An 18,611-nucleotide genomic window follows, 5' to 3' on the forward strand; every position below is an offset into this window, starting at 1 on the left:
ACGCCCCCTACAACGCCCGCTCGCGCCGCACCATCTCCCGGTTATGGTCGCCAAGGCGCGCGCCCGCCATCAGGCTGCGCAAGATGCCTTCACGGATGCCGCGATCGGCAACGCCAAGCCGCGCCGCGGGCCAGAGGTCGAGGATCGTTTCAAGGATCGCGCAGCCAGCCACGACCAGTTCCGCCCGATCCCGCCCGATGCAGGGCAGCGCCTGTCGTTCGACGGGCGAAAGCGTGGACAGATCCTTCGCAATGTCGCGCATCGCACTCGCCTTCACGATCAGCCCGTCGACGGCCCGCCGGTCATATTGCGGCAGGCCGAGGTGCAGGCTGGCAAGCGTTGTCACCGTGCCGCTGGTACCAAGCAGGCGCGGGCTGGTGTGGACCGGCTGCTTGCGGAACGGCTCCAGCCGCGCGGAGAAATCGCGGAACGAATCGCTGACCGCACGGCGCATACGGCGATATCGCGCCAGCCGGTCGGCATCGGTTTCGGGTTCACTGGCGGGAAAGCTCTCGGTCAGCGAAACAACGCCCCACGGCACCGATTGCCAGTCCATGATGCGCGGCACCGCCTCGCCCGTCTCGATCAGGACCAGCTCGGTCGATCCGCCGCCGATGTCGAAGATCATCGCCGGCCCTTCGCCCTGTTCCAGCAGGACGTGGCAGCCCAGCACGGCAAGGCGCGCTTCTTCCTGTGCGCTGATCACGTCCAGCGCGATACCGGTCTCTTCGCGAACCTTCTCGATAAAGGCCTCGCCATTGCTTGCGCGGCGGCAAGCCTCTGTCGCGACGGAGCGGGCAAGATGGACATTGCGGCGGCGCAGCTTGTCGGCACAGACGTGCAGGGCGGAAAGCGCACGCTCCATCGCGCCGTCGGACAGCCGCCCGGTCTGCGCCAGCCCCTCGCCCAGCCGGACGACGCGGCTGAACGCATCGATGACGACGAAATTCTCGCCCGAAGGCCGTGCTATCAGCAACCGGCAGTTGTTAGTGCCAAGGTCGATCGCGGCATAGGCCTGACGCTGCGGCACCCCGCGCGCGGCGTTTGCGACCGGTGCACCCTTCGCAGGTTGCCGGCCGGACCCGCCATTATGGCGGCGCCCATCGTTGCGCTTGTCCTTCGCCTTCTGTTCCGGCGCGCTCTGGGCGGAAACGGGGCCACTTGCCCCTTCCGGTCCCGGATCGATCGCAGAATGCCCTGCCTGCCGATCCCCGTCCTGCGTTGCCGGCGGCTCGAAATCCGCCATGCTTCAACTTCCAAATACGTCTGTGAACCGCGCCCGTGGCAAATGCCCGACACGGCGAACCTGACGCCCATGCTAACGACGGGTGGCGGATGTGGCAACCTGACGACGCAATGGGCGTACAGAGCGCCTTGACCTCAGCCCGTTTGGCGCATAGAGGCACCCTCCGCAGTACGCCAACAGGCGCGCTGCCGTTGCCCCGTCGTCTAATGGTAAGACTACGGATTCTGATTCCGTCTATCGAGGTTCGAATCCTCGCGGGGCATCCAGTCAAGCGAAAAGTGCTTGCTCTGTTGGTATTTACCTGATTTTCCAGCTTTCCCTGTGCTTCCGGTAGTACAATCGGTGGTACAAAGGACCCTTCGGCGTGGAAGTCATCGTGCCTTACCTCGAACGCGATAAAAAGACCGGCATACTCCGCTACCGCAGGGTCTACCCTGTGCGGCTGCGGCCATTCATCAGCGAGCCTGGGTGCCGACCTGTCCAACTCAAGGTCACCCTGGAGGCCAGGGAGATAACGGAACCTGGCGCTGCCGAGCGGTTCGAACGGGCTGCCCAGAGATATGCCTCGATCGTGGCTCGTGCGGAGAAGTTGGCTTCAGGGCGATACGACACGCTCGCCCCGTCGACGATCAACATCCTCATGGATGCCTTCAGGTCACAACAGCTATCCGAAGATGCCGAACGGAGGCTGGACCCTGCTGCCAAGGCCCGTGGTGAGCAGGTTACCGAAGCAGCGAAGCTGGCGGGATTTGAGCTCCCTGTGGTGAGGCCCACGGCAAAGTGGTCCCAGGGCATACGTGTCACGATCGAAACCGTCCTTGAGGTGTACCGAGGTCTCAGCGCCGATGGCGACATAGACGGTATCGTATGGGCTTGGGGCGACAAGGCCGAGGAGCTGGCAGAGGTGGCCGGTTTGGTGCTGGACCGTTCGAACCCGTCGTTCCAGACCCTTTGCCTGCGGCTCAACGAAACGGCGATCGCTGTCCACGAAGCCGAGCTGGGCCGCATGGAGGGGAAGATCATCGACACCCCGCCCATGCCTACACTTCCGATGACCAGCACTCCGCCGCCCGCGCCACTACGCTCGTTCCGTACGATCGTGGAGGACATGCTCGCTAACCCACGCTTCGAGATTGGGGGTCCTACCAGAGCCCAAGTCGGCACCGCTCTCAGATACCTCGGGGACGTTCTTGGCGATCCCTCGCCCGAGCAGCTCACGAAGACCGAGGTGGGCCGGTGGCTGGATGTCATCTCCCAGCGCCCCGCTTTCGTGACGGCTGCAGAGCGGGTGATGCCCTTGGGAGACCTCGTGGCCAAATACGAGGGGCAGGACGTTCAGCGTGCCAGCCAGGGGACACTGGAGAAGCACTGTCGTGTCCTTTCGAAACGGTGGAACCACGCGGTGAAGGAAGGACCCATTCCGGCGTCGATACCCAATCCGTTCGAGGGGCGATCGTTTGGGACAAAGTCGCGTGGACCCAAGGAGGTCGACGGGTTCACCGAAGGGGAGCTCAAAGACATCTTCAGCCTGCCATTCTTTGGTGGTGGGCCCCCGCCCCGCTGGGGGAAAGGCGAAGCCGCATACTGGCTGCCACTATTGGCCCTCTACACGGGTGCGCGGCCTGAGGAGGTCGCCCAGTTGGTAGTCGGGAACATCTATGGGGACCACGAGACCGAACGGCCTGTCTTCGACTTCGCTGGCACGAGCGCACACCCTGAGAAGGGGCAGCAGCGCCTTAAGACGCAGGAGAAGGGGACAGGTCCTCGCGTGTTTCCCATTCCCGCCGACCTGATCGCGCTCGGCTTCATGGACTATGTGGAGTGGCTGCAGGACCACGGCGAAGAGGCCCTGTTCCCGAAGTTGCGGGTCCGCAACAAGTTCAACCGGCTCTACCCGTCATTCGGCGAACCTTGGTGCAATGCGCTTTACGATGCTGGCATCCTGAAGCGCCGCAGCGGACGGAAGCCCATGCGGGAGTTTCGGGATACTTTCGTTACCGGTGCAAGGGTAAGCCGCATCCCTGAACCTTCCATCGGGTACATCATTGGGCACACGGGAACAGGCGATGGCCAACCCCGCATGACGGCGAAATACGGCAAGCTCAACCCCCACGCCGTATGGATCGATGAGTATCGCCCGCTGATCGACGTATTGGAGCTGGTGGAGCCGTGGAAGCCCCCTGAGGCGCCAGTCGCGAATTGAACAGCAGACCGTAGAGATGGAGGTGGACACTGGCGTCTTCTTAAGGAATGTTGGGATACGACAAGCTGCAAAGAAATAGGGGGCCGCATGCTAATAATTCCCGCCGTTGTGTTCTTCATTCTCGGGTGGCGAGTTGGTGGCAACGGTCGCCGCTTCGGCGCGAAGCATGCGATCGGGCTGCTGCTGTTCGGTTGTGTTTACGCAGTGGCTGCGGTGGACGCTTATTCTAAGCGTACGGCGGCTGCAGGTTTGGACCCATCCAGTGTCCTGAGCATGGGCAACCTTGTGTACGCATTCGGGTACGGCGCTGGCTTGTGTGGTGGTGCGATGCTGTTCGGCGGCTGGCTAGGTAATCGCCGTCGCATTAAGAAGGCGCTGGGGGCCACCTCAGCACGGTCCGAGGCATAAGGCGCGTTGGGCGCTTCGTTCCGATCGGCCAGGCTACGGCGGAGGCCACGCTGACGCGGTTGTACCTCCTTCCCGTCGCGCTCGTTGCAGTCGCCGGTTGCGATCCGAATGCATCGCCCACTTATGGTGACACGGGCCTGCCGAAGAATTGCCGCGCCATCATCCAGGCGAACCTTGAGGGGTGGCATGCCGAAAGTTACACCGCCGACGAAGCCCTGACCTCGATCGAGCGAAACTGCGGGGAGAATGGGCATTCGTGGGGTCGCTAAGGGGGTGGTCCCCGTCCCTATCCGCGTAGGCCGGATCGTTAGATCAGGTCATCCCATCCGTCGTCCGCATGACCCACAAAGCGGCCCATCGCCTCGACGAGACCAGGTGCATACTCCTCGAGCACCTCGGCGAGGAGACGGGGGGGCAATTCCATATCCATCACCGGTCGGAGGCTCTTGGCTGCTTTGCGTTTCAGCTGAGCCTCACGGGCATCCTGATCCCAGTCCGGTGTCTCTCTGCCACCCTTCTCGAGCCGTTCGGTCTCCCGCCTAGCTGCGGACCATGAGAGAACTGGGTGCTGCGTAGGGTCGACCTCAGCCGCCACGAGTGTTTTCCGTGCAGACCGCATATTGGAGACTGCGCGGGGGCCGATGCCGTAGAGTGCCGCTGTCTTTGCAATGGAAACATCGTCTCCACGGGCAACTGCGGCCCACGCGGCATCCATCTTGTCCGTAGGTGACATGGAGAGCCGGTTCTTCTTATTGTCGCGTACACTCTCTTGGATGGCCCAATGGACCCGACCGGCACCCGTCAGTTCCGACTGGAGAGCTTGCACGGGTACGGGTTCTGTCCTTCCCGCCTGTCGGTATGCCTCGAGCCTGTGGTGGCCGTCGAGCAGATACCAGCTGTCACCGAACGCTGCGATGGTGACGGGGTCCAGATCGGTCCCTGCCTTCGCGATCCTGGCGAGCTCAGCAATGTGCCGTTCGCTCCTACCAGGGGCATAAGCGATGCTATCGAAGCGGGGTTGAAAGACGGCACTGTTTTCGCGGATGCTGTCGAGATGCAGGTAGGCTGGCGATCCTGTTAGCGAGGCTTCGGCAGCTGCTTCGGCCAGGGCCTGTATCTCTTGGGATCGCGCGTCACGCGTCGGTATGGCAAGGGTGTGCATCTGGGTTTCCGGCATCAAACTTCTGCGCATTTGGCCTATGCATGGTGCAGAGGCAAGCCCTAAGGTACCGTAGGGCATCCACTGGGCCCACACGGGCCTGTAGATGCCATGGGGCGGGGCGCGGCTACTACGGGTGTGGGGTTTCTCTGGGTTGCCTGTTGGGGCTCTGGGGGCTCCTGTAGGTCCCTCGGTGGCCGTCTGGGCATCCGCCCTGAAACCGCTTTTGCTCCACTACGGCCACCCGATTATTTTCGGCCACTCGCGGCCTTAGGAGGCATCCTCAAGTGCCCGATAGACAGACGCACGAGCGATGCGCAGCTGCTTCGAGATTTGGGTGGGTGTAACACCCTCCGCCCTGAGCCGCCTTACGTCCTCCACAGGCACCGTGGGCTTCCGTCCCTTGTAGACACCAGCTGCCTTGGCCTTCGCGATCCCTTCGGCCTGTCGCTCCTTCCTCAGCGCGGTCTCAAACTGCGCGAAGACCCCCAGCATCTGAAGGAAGGCGATGCCAGCCGCAGAGGAGGTGTCGATCGGCTGCTCGGTCGCCTGCAGGTGGGCACCCTTGGACCTGATGGTCCCAACGATGTCCTCAAGGTCCTTCACGGAACGGGCCAGCCGGTCGATGCGGGTCACCATCAAGGTGTCGCCCTCACGGAGGAAGTCGAGGACCGTCTGCAGCTCCTCGCGGCCCTTCAGGCTTGTGCCTGACCGCTTCTCGGCGCGGACGGTGGCGCACCCTGCAGCCTTGAGGGCGTCTACCTGGATAGTGCAGTCCTGGTCTTCCGAGCTCGCTCTGGCGTATCCGATCGTCGTGGTCATGATTGTGTCTCTCTAGGGTCTAGACCCGACCCTTTGCACTGTCTCATTCCTCTATGTCAACCCTAATGGGACAAGAAGGATGTCTCACGCCACCGTCTCCTACGAGTATACCCCAACGGACGGCTGGCCGCTCTAGTGCCACCGTGGCGGCAAATGTCGTCGCGGGGGAGGTGGCCAATGCCGATTACCCTTAGGCCCCCCAATGTGCCGAGTGGTCGACGATCGGAGCGATAGCGAGGGTGGGGGGTAACTCGGCGACTGGCGATCCGGTGCGAGGTCGGGTTGAGAGAATGACGGGAATGTCATGGGTCCCCTACGGGTCCCTCCCAGTCGCCCTGATGTTACCTGCGGAAATCCCGAAATCACAATTCAAAACTGGCGGCTTCGCTGCAGGCCACTTTGCAGGTCCGACCCCTCCCTCTTTTCCTGCGTTTCTGTGCATTCCCAGGGCGCAAGCCAGCTTCAGGCCAGCACTAGTGCCGAATAATGCACAACCAACCGACGCGGCGTCTCGGGGCGGGGTCTGTCAGGCCCTCAGCCACCAATAGGGCCGACCATCGCAAAACCGTCGCCAAAACGACGTCGCGGTGATGGTGTGCGAGTTGTACAACCTGCCCAGGTCGCTCCTGGGCTGCCGAAAGCCCCCAAAATGCAAACCTATGCCACCCCAGCGGTCCCTGTACGCCGTGCCCCCTCACACCTGAGGAGCGGCCTTGCCCCTCTGGTCAGTCCTGCCGTTCCACTTACTCAAGCCTCCGACGACGCGGTCAGCGAGGAAATCCTCTTCCACCGCAATCCCATTCGCATCGTGGTGGCCAACGGGACCCTTTGGTTCGCCGCACCCGACCTTGTCGATGCTTTGGGTTGGGCACCATGGACCCTCGAGACGGCCAAGACCTCCCCAGCCATCCCAAGCTACTGTCGCAGCACAGGCATCGAGCTCGAGGACCCCGAGATTGAGGGAGAGCCCGACGGGGCCGTCACCCTACTGTCTCCGATTGGAGTATGGCTCTGGACCGAAGCCACGGATGCCCTCCGAGCGCAGCATCTCACGTCGTGGACGAAGAGGCAGATGCTGGAGCTGGTGCCGACCGTCCGGCGTGACGATCCCGCCTCGTTCCTCGCACTCATGCCCAGCGGTCTACTTCCGCCTCACCCGACCAAACGCTCCGGCAGGCATCGAGAGTGGATCGACCTGAAGGAAGCCCACCCATATCTCAGGTGGGAGCGCATAGACCGGTCGCACTAAATGATACCCCCAGGAAGCCTCAGGGCCTCCTGGGGGATTTTTTCGAAATGCTATGAAGCTGGCGAAGGCGTCTCAGTGTGGCAACGGGGTCGAGGGCGCAGGAACCAACCGCAAGTCGGGAGGCAACTGCTCCTCGGCCTCGTCGTCCCATTCGTCCGGTAGGTCCTGGTAGAAGAGGCGCAGGAAGTTCGTCCTGTTCCGCTCCCTTCCTAGCTTCTCGAGCCAGCGGTCAATCTCGGCCCAGTGGCCCTCAAGGTCAAATCCTTCGGACATGCCGCTTAGCCACTCGCCGCCAACAAGCGCCTCAGGTCCGCTTCTGTCACCACAACGCTCTGTGGGCCCCGCTCGGTATCCTTCTGGCATAGGACGATGACGCCGTCTCCCATATGCTGCGCGATGCCATCGGCCAAAGCTGTAGTCCCCTGTATTCGGCTCATATCGTCGGGCCTCCCGCCCTTGAAAGTGGTACAAAACCGAGTACATTGATGTCACCTCGGTGCTCAAAAAGCCAAGGAAATCAGCCGTTAGGAGCAGGGACTATCTCCTCCTCGCGGGGCATCCAATCCTTGCATCTCGGGTAGCAGCGGTCAGTTCAGCGCGGCGCCGTCCACTTGCGCGCGAAGATTACGCAGGATGCGGCGCGAGATCTGGCGCTGTTTTTCATTGTCGAGCGGCAGGTCGGCGTCGAACTTGGCATCGTCGCTTTCGGCAAAGACATAGCGGGTGACGATCGCCCTTTCCCGCGCAAGATCGCGTTCCACCGCCGCCAGTTCGTCCGGATGCACCGTTCCGGGCATTGTTTCCCGCTTGCGCAGCGTGTCCTTCGCGATCTCTCGACAGGCGCGTTCGCGCATCCGGTCTTCATACCGTTCCAGCATGGCGTCGAACGCCTCTCGCGCGATGCGGGTGGCGACCATGGCCTCTACCCTCGATTGCGCCAGATCGTCCTCGATCTCGAACGGAGTGCGTTCGGCGTCATCGGCAAGCAGGGCATCGAGCGAGACCGTGCGGGCCCCGACTCTTTTCGCGCTGTCACGCGAATCCAGCCGCACCCTGTGGCGCAGCGCCTGCAGTTCGCAGCGCAGCTGCCAGTTCACGAACGTGGTGAACCGTGCGCGTTCCGGATCGTAGTCGCATATAGCCCTGTGCACGCCGATCGCGCAGGCCTGCCGCGCATCGTCTGCCATGTCGGTCAGGCCATAGGCCCGCGTGAAATGCCGGATGCGCGGTGCGATGAGTTGCAGGATGCGATCGAAATGCCGGTTCCGCCTGGCCTCTGTCCGCATGTCGGCGTCGGCGGGCAAGGCCCGGATCGCGGCGACTTCGCGTTCGAGGGCATCGGTCGTGGCGGACATCGGCGCGTCAACTCCCTGCTGCCGGCACGACTGGCCGGAGCAAACAGGGTTAACGGCGGCGCCTCAACACCACGCGCAGCGGCGGATAGGCAGTTTCCCGTAGGTTTTTCGATCAGCCGAGCGCGGCGTCGAGTGCATGGATGGCAAGCCCGACAAGCCCGCCCACCAGCGTTCCGTTGATCCGGATAAACTGCAGGTCGCGGCCGACCGCGCCCTCCACCCTCTGCGTGATCGTCGTCGCATCCCAGCGCTTCACCGTTTCGGAAACCAGCCGGACAAGCTGGTCGCCATAGCGGTTGGCGATGCCCACGGCGCTGCGACGGGCAAAGCGGTTGATCTGCACCTGCAGGCGCGCATCATCGCGCAGGGCCTGCCCCAGTTCGGCCAGCGCGCCGCCAAGCTGCCCCGCAAGGGCATTGTCGGGGCTGCGCGCGGTTGCGATCAGGTTGCGGCGCAAACGCTCCCACACGCCTTGCCACCACGTTCCGACGGCGGGGCTGTTCAGGATCTCGTGCTTGATCCCTTCCACCTTGGCGCGCATGTCCGGATCGTGCGACAGATCGTGCGCCAGCTTCTCCAGCCCTTCCTGCACCTTGCCGCGCACCGGATGGTCGGGATCGACCAGCATTTCAGCCAGCAGGCGGTAGAGCCCGTCGAGAACCGAGTTCGCGAGCCTTTCGTCCAGACCGGTCCAGCGCAGCAGCGCATTGGCGCGTTCGTGGATCATCGCGCGAACCATAGGCTCGTTCGCTTCCAGCGTGATTCCCGCCCAGCGGATCGCGGCATCGATCAACGGCAAGTGCTTGCGGTCGGCAATGGCCGCGCCCAGCACCTGTCCCAGCAGCGGCGAGATTTCCAGCCGGTCGGCTTGCGACTTCAATCCGGCGCGAACCTGTTCGCCCAGCCGTTCGGGATCGAGCGATTCGAGCACTTCGGCGAACAGTTCGGCCGCGCCGGCGCGCATGCCGCTGTTGCCGCGCTTGGCCGGATCGGCAAGGTAATCGCCCAGCGCGCGGGCGATGTTCATCCCGCTCATCCGGCGGGCCACGACTTGCGGGGTGAGGAAATTGGTGCGCAGGAAACCGGCCATCGTTTCGGCGATGCGGTCCTTGTTCGTCGGAATGATCGCGGTGTGCGGTATCGGCAGGCCGAGCGGGCGGCGGAACAAGGCGGTTACGGCGAACCAGTCGGCCAAGGCGCCGACCATCGCCGCTTCGGCAAAGGCCATCACGTAACCCACGGCAGGGTGCAGGCCCAGATATTGGCGCGCGACGAGAAAAACCGCGGCCATCAGGATCAGCAAGCCCGTTGCCACCATGCGCATCGCGCGCGCGCGATCCTGCACAGGTGCCGACGCGAGGGCGGAGCTGGAATCTCGCGGTGTCAGGCCGGCCAAGGTTCTTTCGGTCCCGCTGGCTATTCCGCCGGTAGCGCGTCGTCGCGCTTACCGTCATGCTGCTCATCGCCGGGGCGATAGGTTAGCAGCAGGGTGCGCAGCTTGGGTCCGATCCGTTTCTCGAACCCGTCCGCCAGGCTGAAACCGGCCGGCACGATGACAAGCGTCAGCAGGGTCGAAAGCAGCAAGCCGCCGATCACGACCGTCCCCATCGGAGAGCGCCACGCACCGTCACCACCAAGCGACAGCGCCGTCGGCACCATGCCCGCGGCCATGGCAACGGTCGTCATCACGATCGGCTGTGCGCGCTTGTGCCCGGCATCGATGATTGCTTCCTTTTTCGGCACGCCGCTTTCCATTTCCTCGATCGCGAAGTCGATCAGGAGGATCGAGTTCTTCGCAACGATACCAAGCAGCATCAGGATGCCAATATAGACCGGCATGGAAATCGAGCCTGCCGTATCGCTGAAAAAGCCGAGAAAGCCGAGCACGAGCAATCCGCCAAGCGGGGCGAGCAGTAGCGATGTCATGTTCACCAGCGGGGAAACGACGCGCTTGTAGAGGAGGACCAGCACCGCAAAGACGAGGAAAATGCCGGTGACGACCGCGATGAGGAAGTTCGTGACCATTTCCTGCTGCCACTCGTCCTCGCCCACTGGCGCGGTGCTGACTCCGGTCGGCAGATCGCTCAGCGTGGGGAGCTTGTAAATCTCCTCCATCACCGGCCCTTTTACCGCGCCCTCGCCAAGATCGGCACCGATCAGGATGCGCCGGGACTGGTTGAAGCGCTGGATTTGGGTGGGGCCTGCGCCGAAGCTGATGTCGGCCACCCGGCCCAGCGGCACCGATCCTCCACTGGCAGTCGGCACGGGCAGGTTCTCGATCGTCGCGATGTCCTGCCGCGATTGCTTGGCAAGGATCACGCGGATCGGGATCTGCCGGTCCGACAGCGAGAACTTGGCCGCGTTCTGGTCGATCTCGCCAATCGTGGCGATGCGGATCGCCTGGCTGAGCGCCGCAGTCGTCACGCCCAGCTGGGCGGCAAGCTCCGGGCGCGGCGAAATGATCAGCTCGGGCCGCTGCAGATCAGCCTCGATCCGGGGGGCAACGACGTCGTTCACGCCGCGCATCTCTTCGACCACATTATTGGCCGTGCTCTTCAACAGATCGGGATCGGAGCCCGAGAGCATGATCGTGATGGCCCGCCCCGATCCAAAGCCACCGGCCTGCGATGCGAAGGAAATGCGGGCATCGGCAATGTTCTGCATCTTGGGTGTGAGCCGCCGCTCGAATTCGATGCTGGTCGTTTCGCGATCGTCCTTGAGCTTGATGAAGATGCGGGCATTGCCTTCGTTTACCGATTCCAGCGCCCGCTCTACCTCCGGTTGCTGGTAAAGAAGTTCGGACACCTCGTCGGCTACGCGTGTCGTCTGCTCCAGCGTCGTGCCGGGCACCATCTCGATCCGGACCTGGCTCGTGTCCGAATCCGTATTCGGCTGGAATTCCTGCGGCAGCGCCAGGAACAGGACGATCGTCAGGACGAGCGCGCCGATACCTGCCGTGAACGCCCAGAAACGATGATCGAACACGCGGGCGTAGGCCCGGTGCCCGAACGCCGTCAACTTTGCAAAAGCCCCCTGACCCGTACGGCGATACGCCGCGGCAAGCGTCGCGATCAGCAGACTGACGAGGAACAGGGCCCCTCCGGCAATTCCGGCGATGAGCAACGATTTGCCCAGCGCACCAAACAGAGCCGCAAGTGCCGCCCCGGTGGTATCCCCATAGTCTGCGGTGGCCAGCAGAATGGGTGCGGCTGTACCGAAGACGAACAACGCCAGAATGGCTGCCGGCACGAACATCTCGATATCGCGCGATGCCATCGCCTTGCGGCGTTCCGCCTTGGATTCGTCCAGCATGAAGGGCAGCACCTTCATGTAAAGGTCCATCATCGGGCCGCCGCCATGTTCGGCATGCCCCTTCGCCCGAAGGAAATAGGCAGCGATCATCGGCGTGATCATGCGCGCGACGGCAAGGCTCATCAAAACGGCGGCCACGACCGTCAGGCCGAAATTCTTGAAGAACTGACCCGACAGACCCGGCATCAGGCCGACTGGCAGGAACACGGCCACGATCGACATTGTCGTCGCCACGACCGCCAGCCCGATTTCATCGGCCGCATCGATCGATGCCTGATAGGCCGACTTGCCCATGCGCATGTGGCGCACGATGTTCTCGATTTCGACGATTGCGTCATCGACCAGCACGCCCGCCACGAGGCTTAGCGCGAGCAGCGACAGCGTGTTGAGCGAGAATCCCATGAGTTCCATGAACCAGAACGTCGGGATTGCCGAAAGCGGGATGGCGATGGCGCTGATGATCGTCGCCCGCCAGTCGCGCAGGAAGAAGAACACGACGACAATGGCCAGCAAGGCCCCTTCGACCAGTGCCTCGATCGAGCTCTTGTACTGTTCCTTGGTGTATTTGACCGTCGTGAACTGGGGAAAGATGTGGATGCCGGGATTGTCGGCGATGATCTGGTCGATCTCCTCCATCGCGGCGTCATACACCGTCACCTCGGACGCGCCCTTGGCACGTTCGATCCCGAAAGTTACGACCTGCCGTCCCTTTAGCTTGGCGACACGAACCTGTTCCGAATAGCCATCGGTGACGGTGGCCACGTCCTTCAGCCGGATGATGCGTCCGCCGGAAAGGTTGATACGCGTCTCGCCCAGGTCATAGGCATCGCGGGCATTGCCCAGAACGCGGACCGACTGGCGAGCGCCGGCGATTTCCGCACGACCACCGGCAGCATCGACGTTGACCTGCCGCAGGACCGAGTTGATCTGCGCCGCGGTAACGCCCAGCGACTGCATCTTCTGGGGATCGAGCACCACGCGAATTTCGCGATCGACGCCGCCGCGACGGCTAACCGCAGCCATCCCCTCGATCGAGAGCAGACGTTTGGAGATCGTGTCGTCGACGAACCAGCTGAGCTGTTCCATCGTCATGTCGTCGGCAGAAACCGCGAAATAGGCGATCGGGCCGTCTCCACCAACGGAAACCTTGGAAACCTGCGGTTCCAGAATGCCGTCGGGCAGATCGCTCCGCGTCTGGTCGATCATATTGCGCACTTCGTTCGTGGCATCGTTGGCGTCGATGCCAAGTTCGAACTGCACGATCGTCTGGCTGGAACCTTCGCTGGCGGTGGACTGGATTTCGTCGACACCGTTGATCGAGCGGATGGCCGCTTCGACCTTCTGGGTGATCTGCGTGTTGATTTCGCTGGGCGCGGCGCCCGGCTGTGCGACGGTGACGACAACGACCGGGAAATCGATGTCCGGATTGTTGTTCACGTCCATCCGCGCGAACGCGAAGATTCCGGCCAGCAGCAATGCCGCGAACATCACGATCGGTACGATCGGATTACGGATCGACCATGCCGAGAGATTGCGGAAATTCATGCGCCGGTGCCCCTCACTCGCCAGACTTGGCGATGCTCGGCTTGACCTCGTCACCTTCGAACAGGAAGCCGCCGGCCATCATCACGATGCGTTCGCTACCGGTCAGCCCCTCTGCAATCGTGATCCCGGCATCGGTGACGAGACCGGTGCGAACCGCGCGGCGGCGCACCTTGTTATCCTTGTCGACGATGTAGACGAACGTGCCCGCCTCGTCGTTCAGGATTGCCGATTCCGGCAGCAGCGGTGCGCTGACCCCGCCCGTGCCGATCCGCGCCGTGGCAAAGCCGCCGGGACGCAGGGCACGATCGTAGGACAGGGCAATGCGTGCTTCTCCCTGCCGGGAGCTTTCATCGATCGTGGGGGAAAGCTGCCAGATCTGGCCGGTGAAGGTCTGGTCCGATCCGACAGGCGATACTTCGGCGCTGGCCCCCACGGCCAGCCGCGAAAGGTCGCCTTCGCCCACCAGCGCGGCAAGTTCCATTTCTCCACCCTGCGCCAGCAGGAACAATGTACCTGCACCGGCACTGACCACTTGTCCCAGTTCGACATTGCGTTCGAGAACCAGGCCACCTGCGGGTGCCACGATGTTGAGACGGGCCGTACGGGCGCGCAGCTCGCCCAGTTGCGATTCGGCGACGCGAACGCGGGCCACGGCGGCATCGCGGGTCGCGGTCAGCCTGTCGACATCGGCTTTCGAAATGAACCCGCGCTCCACAAGTGCGAGCGCGCGATCGAGGTTGGACTGGGCAAGACTGGCATCGGCGCGGGCAACCTGTACTTGTGCGGCCTGCGCGGCGGCCTGCTGCGATTGGACCGAACGGTCGATCACGGCAAGGAGCTGTCCCTTGCGGACCCAGTCACCTTCGTCCACGCGCACGTCGACGACCTGCCCGCCTTCTCCGACAGAGCCGACCGGCAGCGGTCGACGAGCGGCGAGTGTGCCGCTGGCGGTGATATCGCTTATCACCGTTCCCTTGCCGGGAACGATGACGGAAACGACCGGGATCTGTTCGCCACCTTCCGATGCCGCATCGCCGCCGCCGGCGCTGTTCATGTAAAGAGCGATGGCAATGATCAGGACCACGATGGCGGCAATGATCGCACCGATGACGATCTGCTTGCGATGGCGGCGCTGGTGCGCGCTGTCATCCACATCCGTCAGCACGGTTTCGTCAACGACATAGCCGGCACTTGCATCGTCCGCATGTCGCTGGTCCAGCGGCGTGTCATAGTTCATAGCTTCGAGCCCGATGGCACTCCCGGCGCAGCGTCGAGGAACACGCGCTGTATTACCCACATAAGTCACCTATGGCAAGAGCGGCCCATGTGGTTACAAGATATACTAGCCACCCCCTGCAGCAAAGAAGACGGCTCCCCGTATTTCCGCGAGGTATCAATCAAATGCCGGCAAGACAATCGACGGTCGGCGCTATTTGCAAAAATGTCAGCGAACGCGGCCTCTTTGCACCAGGTTCACGATGGCGAGCAGGATGATCGAACCGATCAGGGCCGAAACGAACCACATCAGCCAGGTCGCGCCACCGGCAATGCTGAACATGCCGAGCACGACTTTGCCGATCACGGCGCCAATCACGCCGACGACGATGTTCCAGAATATGCCCATCGATGCATCGCGGTTCATCACCATGCTGGCCAGCCAGCCGGCGATTCCACCCACGACGATTGCGAAAATCCAGTCCATGGCATCCCTCCTTCCTGCTTTTCAGGAAGGAAAACGCACCATGCGGTCATCGGGTTCCGGCGCGAAATGTCCGCAGCCGGAATGTTGGCGGCCTCGGCGGCGCGCAGCCACCGTACCTCAGTACTTCATCTGGCGTTCGTAGAGATCGCGATAGTGCTGGATGCGTGTGACGCGCAGGCCCTTCATGCCGGAACGTTCGACCGCCCGTTGCCAGGATGCGAATTCCTCAAGCGTGAGGTCGTAGCGTTTGCACGCATCGTCGATGGTCAGCAGCCCGCCGTTCACGGCCGCAACCACTTCCGCCTTGCGGCGCACCACCCACCGCTTCGTGCTCGGCGGGGGAAGATCGTCAAGCGTAAGCGGTTCGCCCAAGGGGCCAATCACCATGGCAGGTTTTATGTCCTGGTTTTCGATCATCCCTGCTTCTCGATCATCTAGTCCTCGAAACGTTCCCGTCAGGCCGCGTTCCTGCCACCGGAGTGGCCGTATCGCCCGTATTTGCCCGAAGGCCGGGGTCCGCCGTCTGTGCACGATTGTTACAATCATAAGGCTTAGGATTGCGTAAACGCGCCGCCCCGTCCGTTATCGCCTGCGACAGCCGGGCAAGGTCGTCGGGCGAGAAACGACGCTCGGGCAGATCGCCCGAAACGCGCACGCTGGCCGCCAGTGAAAAGATCATTTCCGCAGCGCGTGGATCGAAGCTTCCTTCGGCCATCAGGGCGGCAATGCCGCAGGCATCGTCTTCGCCGCCAAGGGAATTGCGCAAGTCCCGTTCCGCATCGAGCCGCGCGATCAGCGCGTGCCATTCCAGACGGTGACGCCGCTGCTCCTCGCGGCTGGCATCGTCCGGCAGATGGGGGAATCTTGCGAACATGGGCACGACCATGCCCTGTGTTTGGTCAAGAACCCGTAAACGGGCACTTCATACTTCATTAGGCATAAACCCTGAGTTGCCTCGAAAAACGGCGCCCTTTTGCAAAAGGGCGCAAGCGTGTAGAGCGCGCCCCATGCCCCCGGTTTCGACGAAAATCGCGGATTCCATCGCCACTGCCGACACGATGGACCTTGCCGCCCTGTTCCAGCTGGAAGCCCCGCTTGCCGGCAAGCGCATCGTCGTGGCGATGTCGGGCGGGGTCGACAGTTCGGTCGTGGCCGCGCTTGCCGCGAAAAGCGGCGCGGAAGTCATCGGCGTCACGCTCCAGCTTTACGATCACGGCGAAGCGGTGAAGCGCAAGGGCGCGTGCTGCGCCGGCGACGATATCCGCGATGCACGCCAGGTGGCAGACCGGCTGGGCATCGCGCATTACGTGTTCGATCACGAAAGCCAGTTCCGCGAAGACGTGATCGACCGCTTTGCCGACGAATATATGGCCGGTCGCACGCCGATCCCGTGCATCCGTTGCAACATGGGCGTGAAGTTCACCGACCTGTTCCGCATGGCACGCGAACTGGGCGCGGACTGCCTTGCCACCGGCCATTACGTGCAGCGTGTGGAGGGTGAAAGCGGCCCCGAACTGCACCGCGCGCTCGATCCCGCACGCGACCAGTCGTATTTCCTTTACGGCACGACGGACGAACAGCTCGATTTCCTGCGCTTCCCGCTGGGCGGTTTGCCCAAGCCGCAAGTGCGCGCCATCGCCGCCGAACTCGGCCTTGGCGTCGCGGCAAAGCCGGACAGCCAGGACATCTGCTTCGTGCCGGAGGGCGACTATGCCTCTCTGGTAAAGAAGCTGCGCCCCGCTGCGGGCCAGACCGGCCCCATCCTTCACGCTGAAACGGGCGAGGAGCTGGGGACGCACAAGGGCATCATCCACTACACCGTCGGCCAGCGGCGCGGGCTTGAGATCGGCGGGCAGGCCGAACCGCTCTATGTCACCGGTATCGATGCCGCGCGGCAGGCGGTGCTGGTGGGGCCGAAGCGGTTATTGGCGGTGGACGCAATGGAAGTGGTGGAAACGAACCGCATCGGGCCGATTCCGGGCGGTCAACTATCTGTAAAGGTTCGCTCTCTTGCGAAACCCGTGCCTTGCCGGATAGAAGGCGAACTCGGCGGGAACGCGACTGTCCGTGTGGTGTTCGATAATCCGGAATACGGTGTCGCACCCGGACAGGCCGCGGTGTTCTACGCCGGGGAAAGGGTCGTCGGCGGCGGATGGATCGAGGATACCGAAAAGGCCTGAGGCTGAAGCCGGACCACAAGAGCCGCACGACATGGCTGGGCCTGCTGATCGGTTCGTGGATCTTCATTGCAATATTGGCGTGGTTCGATCCGTTCCACATCGGTAGGCACCGCTACGAACAACCGGTCCGCGAACCTGCCGTCACGCTGATAACCCCCAAGCGCGGTTTCGCCGATCCGGAAGGCGTCTGGTATTCGGGCGACGGATATGGCGCGCGTTTCGCGGTCGGGAATGTTGCCGAAGCGCCGGTCCGCTACGGCACCGAAGACCAGTTGTGGCGATCCAGCTTTGCAACCGGCGGGCCGCAAAGCCTGACCGAGGCATGGTCCCTGCCGGCACAGGCGTTCATTGGCGAAGTCGGTAGCGCGGTGCGGGTCGTGGCCGTGATTTCGGAAGGCTATGGCCAGTGGTCACCCGATGCGCGAATTGCCGTGATCGACCTGCCCGAACCCGCCGAAACGGCGATGCAGGGACCGGAAGAAAACCGCCTCGTCCTGTCGCGCGGGTGTTTGCGGCTGAGCAACGGCGATGGTCCGCTTGTCGTCCTGTCGCCGCGCGCCAATTCGGTTTTCATCGATGACGCAGGCTGGCTCTCCGTCGGCAGCCTGTCCGGCATGGACAGTTTGCGCATCGGCGAAACGGGACTGATCGGAACCAGCGCGCTGCCCGCCAGCCCTGCGGTTGAAGCCGGTGTGAATGCGCTGCGCATACAGTGCGGCGGCAATGCGGATGTGATGGTGGTCGATACGTTGCGCCGAACGCCGGTCTGCGACCTGACGCCGGCGCAAGTAGCTGAAAACCGCGCTGCGATGAACGCCAATCAACGCGCCGTGACCGCGCGTATGGCCGGAATGCGCAAGGAACAGATCGCACCCTGCCTTGCCCAAGGGCGGAGCGAGGCCGAATGTCAGGCCTCCATCCCGCCGATGCCCCCGCCGCCGATCGACCTTGCCCGGATTCCGCACAAGGGCCGCGCACCGGGCGAAATGTGCCTGCCGCAGAGCGAGGTGCCTGCCGGCAAGTGGACGCCCGATCCGGTCGTAAATCAGTCCTCGTAAGGTTCCAGCACGCAGCCCCAGCCTTCGCGGTAGGTCGCCGTCGTGCTCGACACCAGCGGTACGCTGGCGGTGACGGACTTTGCCGTGGTGTCCTCGCTCAGCGAGACCATCGCCATCCCGTCGACGAAATCCTTTTCGCAATCGCCCAGTTCGCGCCCGCCGATGAAGCGGCAGGAACAGGCCATGCGCGCGCCGAAGGCCGTTCCCGCCTCTGCCTGCGACGTCAGCGGCTGCCAGCCCCAGAAGGCGATCACGGCGACAAGCGCGCCGCCGCCAAGCACGACCTTGGAGCGGGTGCGGGCAGGCTGGCGCGAATGGGTTGTGCGGGCGGGTTTCGAATTGCTTGGGGGCATCTTTGCGGGCGACTTGCCT

Annotated in this window: 14 protein-coding genes and 1 tRNA gene; 4 read left to right on the forward strand and 11 right to left on the reverse strand. The window is 63.2% G+C overall.

The window, feature by feature from the left end:
- Positions 1–7 precede the first annotated feature (7 nt).
- Entirely contained in the window at positions 8–1,246 is a 1,239-nt protein-coding gene (locus A7A77_RS13490; protein ID WP_066559260.1) for a Ppx/GppA phosphatase family protein, read from the reverse strand.
- Between the two features lie 192 nt (positions 1,247–1,438).
- On the opposite strand from A7A77_RS13490, the gene A7A77_RS13495 reads away from it, so the two are divergent.
- Both A7A77_RS13495 and A7A77_RS13500 read left to right on the forward strand, forming a co-directional pair.
- Positions 1,439–1,512 (forward strand) — tRNA-Gln (locus A7A77_RS13495).
- A gap of 98 nt (positions 1,513–1,610) precedes the next feature.
- On the forward strand, positions 1,611–3,449 hold the full coding sequence (locus A7A77_RS13500; protein ID WP_066559262.1) for a site-specific integrase: 1,839 nt from the start codon (positions 1,611–1,613) through the stop codon (positions 3,447–3,449).
- 715 nt (positions 3,450–4,164) lie between these two features.
- On the opposite strand, the gene A7A77_RS13515 is transcribed toward A7A77_RS13500, so the two are convergent.
- The 9 genes from A7A77_RS13515 to A7A77_RS13565 form a co-directional block, all read right to left on the reverse strand.
- Positions 4,165–5,034: a ParB/RepB/Spo0J family partition protein gene (locus A7A77_RS13515; RefSeq protein ID WP_172799913.1), complete on the reverse strand. Its 870-nt coding sequence runs from the start codon at positions 5,032–5,034 to the stop codon at positions 4,165–4,167.
- A 252-nt stretch (positions 5,035–5,286) separates the two neighbouring features.
- The gene (locus tag A7A77_RS13520; RefSeq protein WP_066559271.1) at positions 5,287–5,838 is read right to left on the reverse strand and encodes a recombinase family protein; all 552 of its coding nucleotides are present in this window, start codon (positions 5,836–5,838) and stop codon (positions 5,287–5,289) included.
- Between the two features lie 1,836 nt (positions 5,839–7,674).
- On the reverse strand, positions 7,675–8,442 hold the full coding sequence (locus A7A77_RS13535; protein ID WP_066559283.1) for a sigma factor: 768 nt from the start codon (positions 8,440–8,442) through the stop codon (positions 7,675–7,677).
- A 112-nt stretch (positions 8,443–8,554) separates the two neighbouring features.
- Positions 8,555–9,766, reverse strand: coding sequence for a DUF445 domain-containing protein (locus A7A77_RS13540; protein WP_066559444.1), 1,212 nt, complete (start codon positions 9,764–9,766; stop codon positions 8,555–8,557).
- Positions 9,767–9,858: 92 nt separating this feature from the next.
- Entirely contained in the window at positions 9,859–13,299 is a 3,441-nt protein-coding gene (locus A7A77_RS13545) for an efflux RND transporter permease subunit (protein WP_066559285.1), read from the reverse strand.
- 13 nt (positions 13,300–13,312) lie between these two features.
- A complete protein-coding gene (locus tag A7A77_RS13550; protein WP_066559290.1) occupies positions 13,313–14,536 on the reverse strand; it encodes an efflux RND transporter periplasmic adaptor subunit in 1,224 nt (407 codons plus the stop codon).
- A gap of 207 nt (positions 14,537–14,743) precedes the next feature.
- Entirely contained in the window at positions 14,744–15,001 is a 258-nt protein-coding gene (locus A7A77_RS13555) for a GlsB/YeaQ/YmgE family stress response membrane protein (RefSeq protein ID WP_066559293.1), read from the reverse strand.
- A gap of 117 nt (positions 15,002–15,118) precedes the next feature.
- Positions 15,119–15,418 carry a CtrA inhibitor SciP gene (gene sciP / locus A7A77_RS13560; RefSeq protein WP_066559296.1) on the reverse strand — a complete coding sequence of 100 codons (300 nt, stop codon included), beginning with the start codon at positions 15,416–15,418 and terminating at the stop codon, positions 15,119–15,121.
- Positions 15,419–15,431: 13 nt separating this feature from the next.
- On the reverse strand, positions 15,432–15,875 hold the full coding sequence (locus A7A77_RS13565; protein WP_156500575.1) for a hypothetical protein: 444 nt from the start codon (positions 15,873–15,875) through the stop codon (positions 15,432–15,434).
- Between the two features lie 133 nt (positions 15,876–16,008).
- Here A7A77_RS13565 and mnmA point away from each other — a divergent pair, with 133 nt between their 5' ends.
- Positions 16,009–17,181 (forward strand): tRNA 2-thiouridine(34) synthase MnmA, encoded by a 1,173-nt coding sequence (gene mnmA, locus A7A77_RS13570; RefSeq protein ID WP_066559301.1) that lies wholly within the window; start codon positions 16,009–16,011, stop codon positions 17,179–17,181.
- Positions 17,154–18,239, forward strand: coding sequence for a hypothetical protein (locus tag A7A77_RS13575; protein WP_066559303.1), 1,086 nt, complete (start codon positions 17,154–17,156; stop codon positions 18,237–18,239). The genes mnmA and A7A77_RS13575 overlap by 28 nt, the downstream gene beginning before the upstream one ends.
- On the opposite strand, the gene A7A77_RS13580 is transcribed toward A7A77_RS13575, so the two are convergent.
- The gene (locus tag A7A77_RS13580; RefSeq protein WP_082836136.1) at positions 18,227–18,592 is read right to left on the reverse strand and encodes a hypothetical protein; all 366 of its coding nucleotides are present in this window, start codon (positions 18,590–18,592) and stop codon (positions 18,227–18,229) included. The two genes, A7A77_RS13575 and A7A77_RS13580, sit on opposite strands and share 13 nt — an antisense overlap.
- Positions 18,593–18,611 lie beyond the last annotated feature (19 nt).

The organism is Croceicoccus bisphenolivorans (assembly GCF_001634625.1).
Classification (GTDB): Bacteria; Pseudomonadota; Alphaproteobacteria; order Sphingomonadales; family Sphingomonadaceae; genus Croceicoccus; species Croceicoccus bisphenolivorans.

Excerpts from the sequence above, each read along its gene's own strand:
- A7A77_RS13490 (WP_066559260.1), bottom strand. The coding sequence starts at position 1,246 with ATGGCGGATTTCGAGCCGCCGGCAACGCAGGACGGGGATCGGCAGGCA.
- A7A77_RS13515 (WP_172799913.1), bottom strand. The coding sequence starts at position 5,034 with ATGCCGGAAACCCAGATGCACACCCTTGCCATACCGACGCGTGACGCG.
- A7A77_RS13520 (WP_066559271.1), bottom strand. The coding sequence starts at position 5,838 with ATGACCACGACGATCGGATACGCCAGAGCGAGCTCGGAAGACCAGGAC.
- A7A77_RS13535 (WP_066559283.1), bottom strand. The coding sequence starts at position 8,442 with ATGTCCGCCACGACCGATGCCCTCGAACGCGAAGTCGCCGCGATCCGG.
- A7A77_RS13540 (WP_066559444.1), bottom strand. The coding sequence starts at position 9,766 with ATGCGCATGGTGGCAACGGGCTTGCTGATCCTGATGGCCGCGGTTTTT.
- A7A77_RS13545 (WP_066559285.1), bottom strand. The coding sequence starts at position 13,299 with ATGAATTTCCGCAATCTCTCGGCATGGTCGATCCGTAATCCGATCGTA.
- A7A77_RS13550 (WP_066559290.1), bottom strand. The coding sequence starts at position 14,536 with ATGAACTATGACACGCCGCTGGACCAGCGACATGCGGACGATGCAAGT.
- A7A77_RS13555 (WP_066559293.1), bottom strand. The coding sequence starts at position 15,001 with ATGGACTGGATTTTCGCAATCGTCGTGGGTGGAATCGCCGGCTGGCTG.
- sciP (WP_066559296.1), bottom strand. The coding sequence starts at position 15,418 with ATGATCGAAAACCAGGACATAAAACCTGCCATGGTGATTGGCCCCTTG.
- A7A77_RS13565 (WP_156500575.1), bottom strand. The coding sequence starts at position 15,875 with ATGTTCGCAAGATTCCCCCATCTGCCGGACGATGCCAGCCGCGAGGAG.
- mnmA (WP_066559301.1), top strand. The coding sequence starts at position 16,009 with ATGCCCCCGGTTTCGACGAAAATCGCGGATTCCATCGCCACTGCCGAC.
- A7A77_RS13575 (WP_066559303.1), top strand. The coding sequence starts at position 17,154 with ATGGATCGAGGATACCGAAAAGGCCTGAGGCTGAAGCCGGACCACAAG.
- A7A77_RS13580 (WP_082836136.1), bottom strand. The coding sequence starts at position 18,592 with ATGCCCCCAAGCAATTCGAAACCCGCCCGCACAACCCATTCGCGCCAG.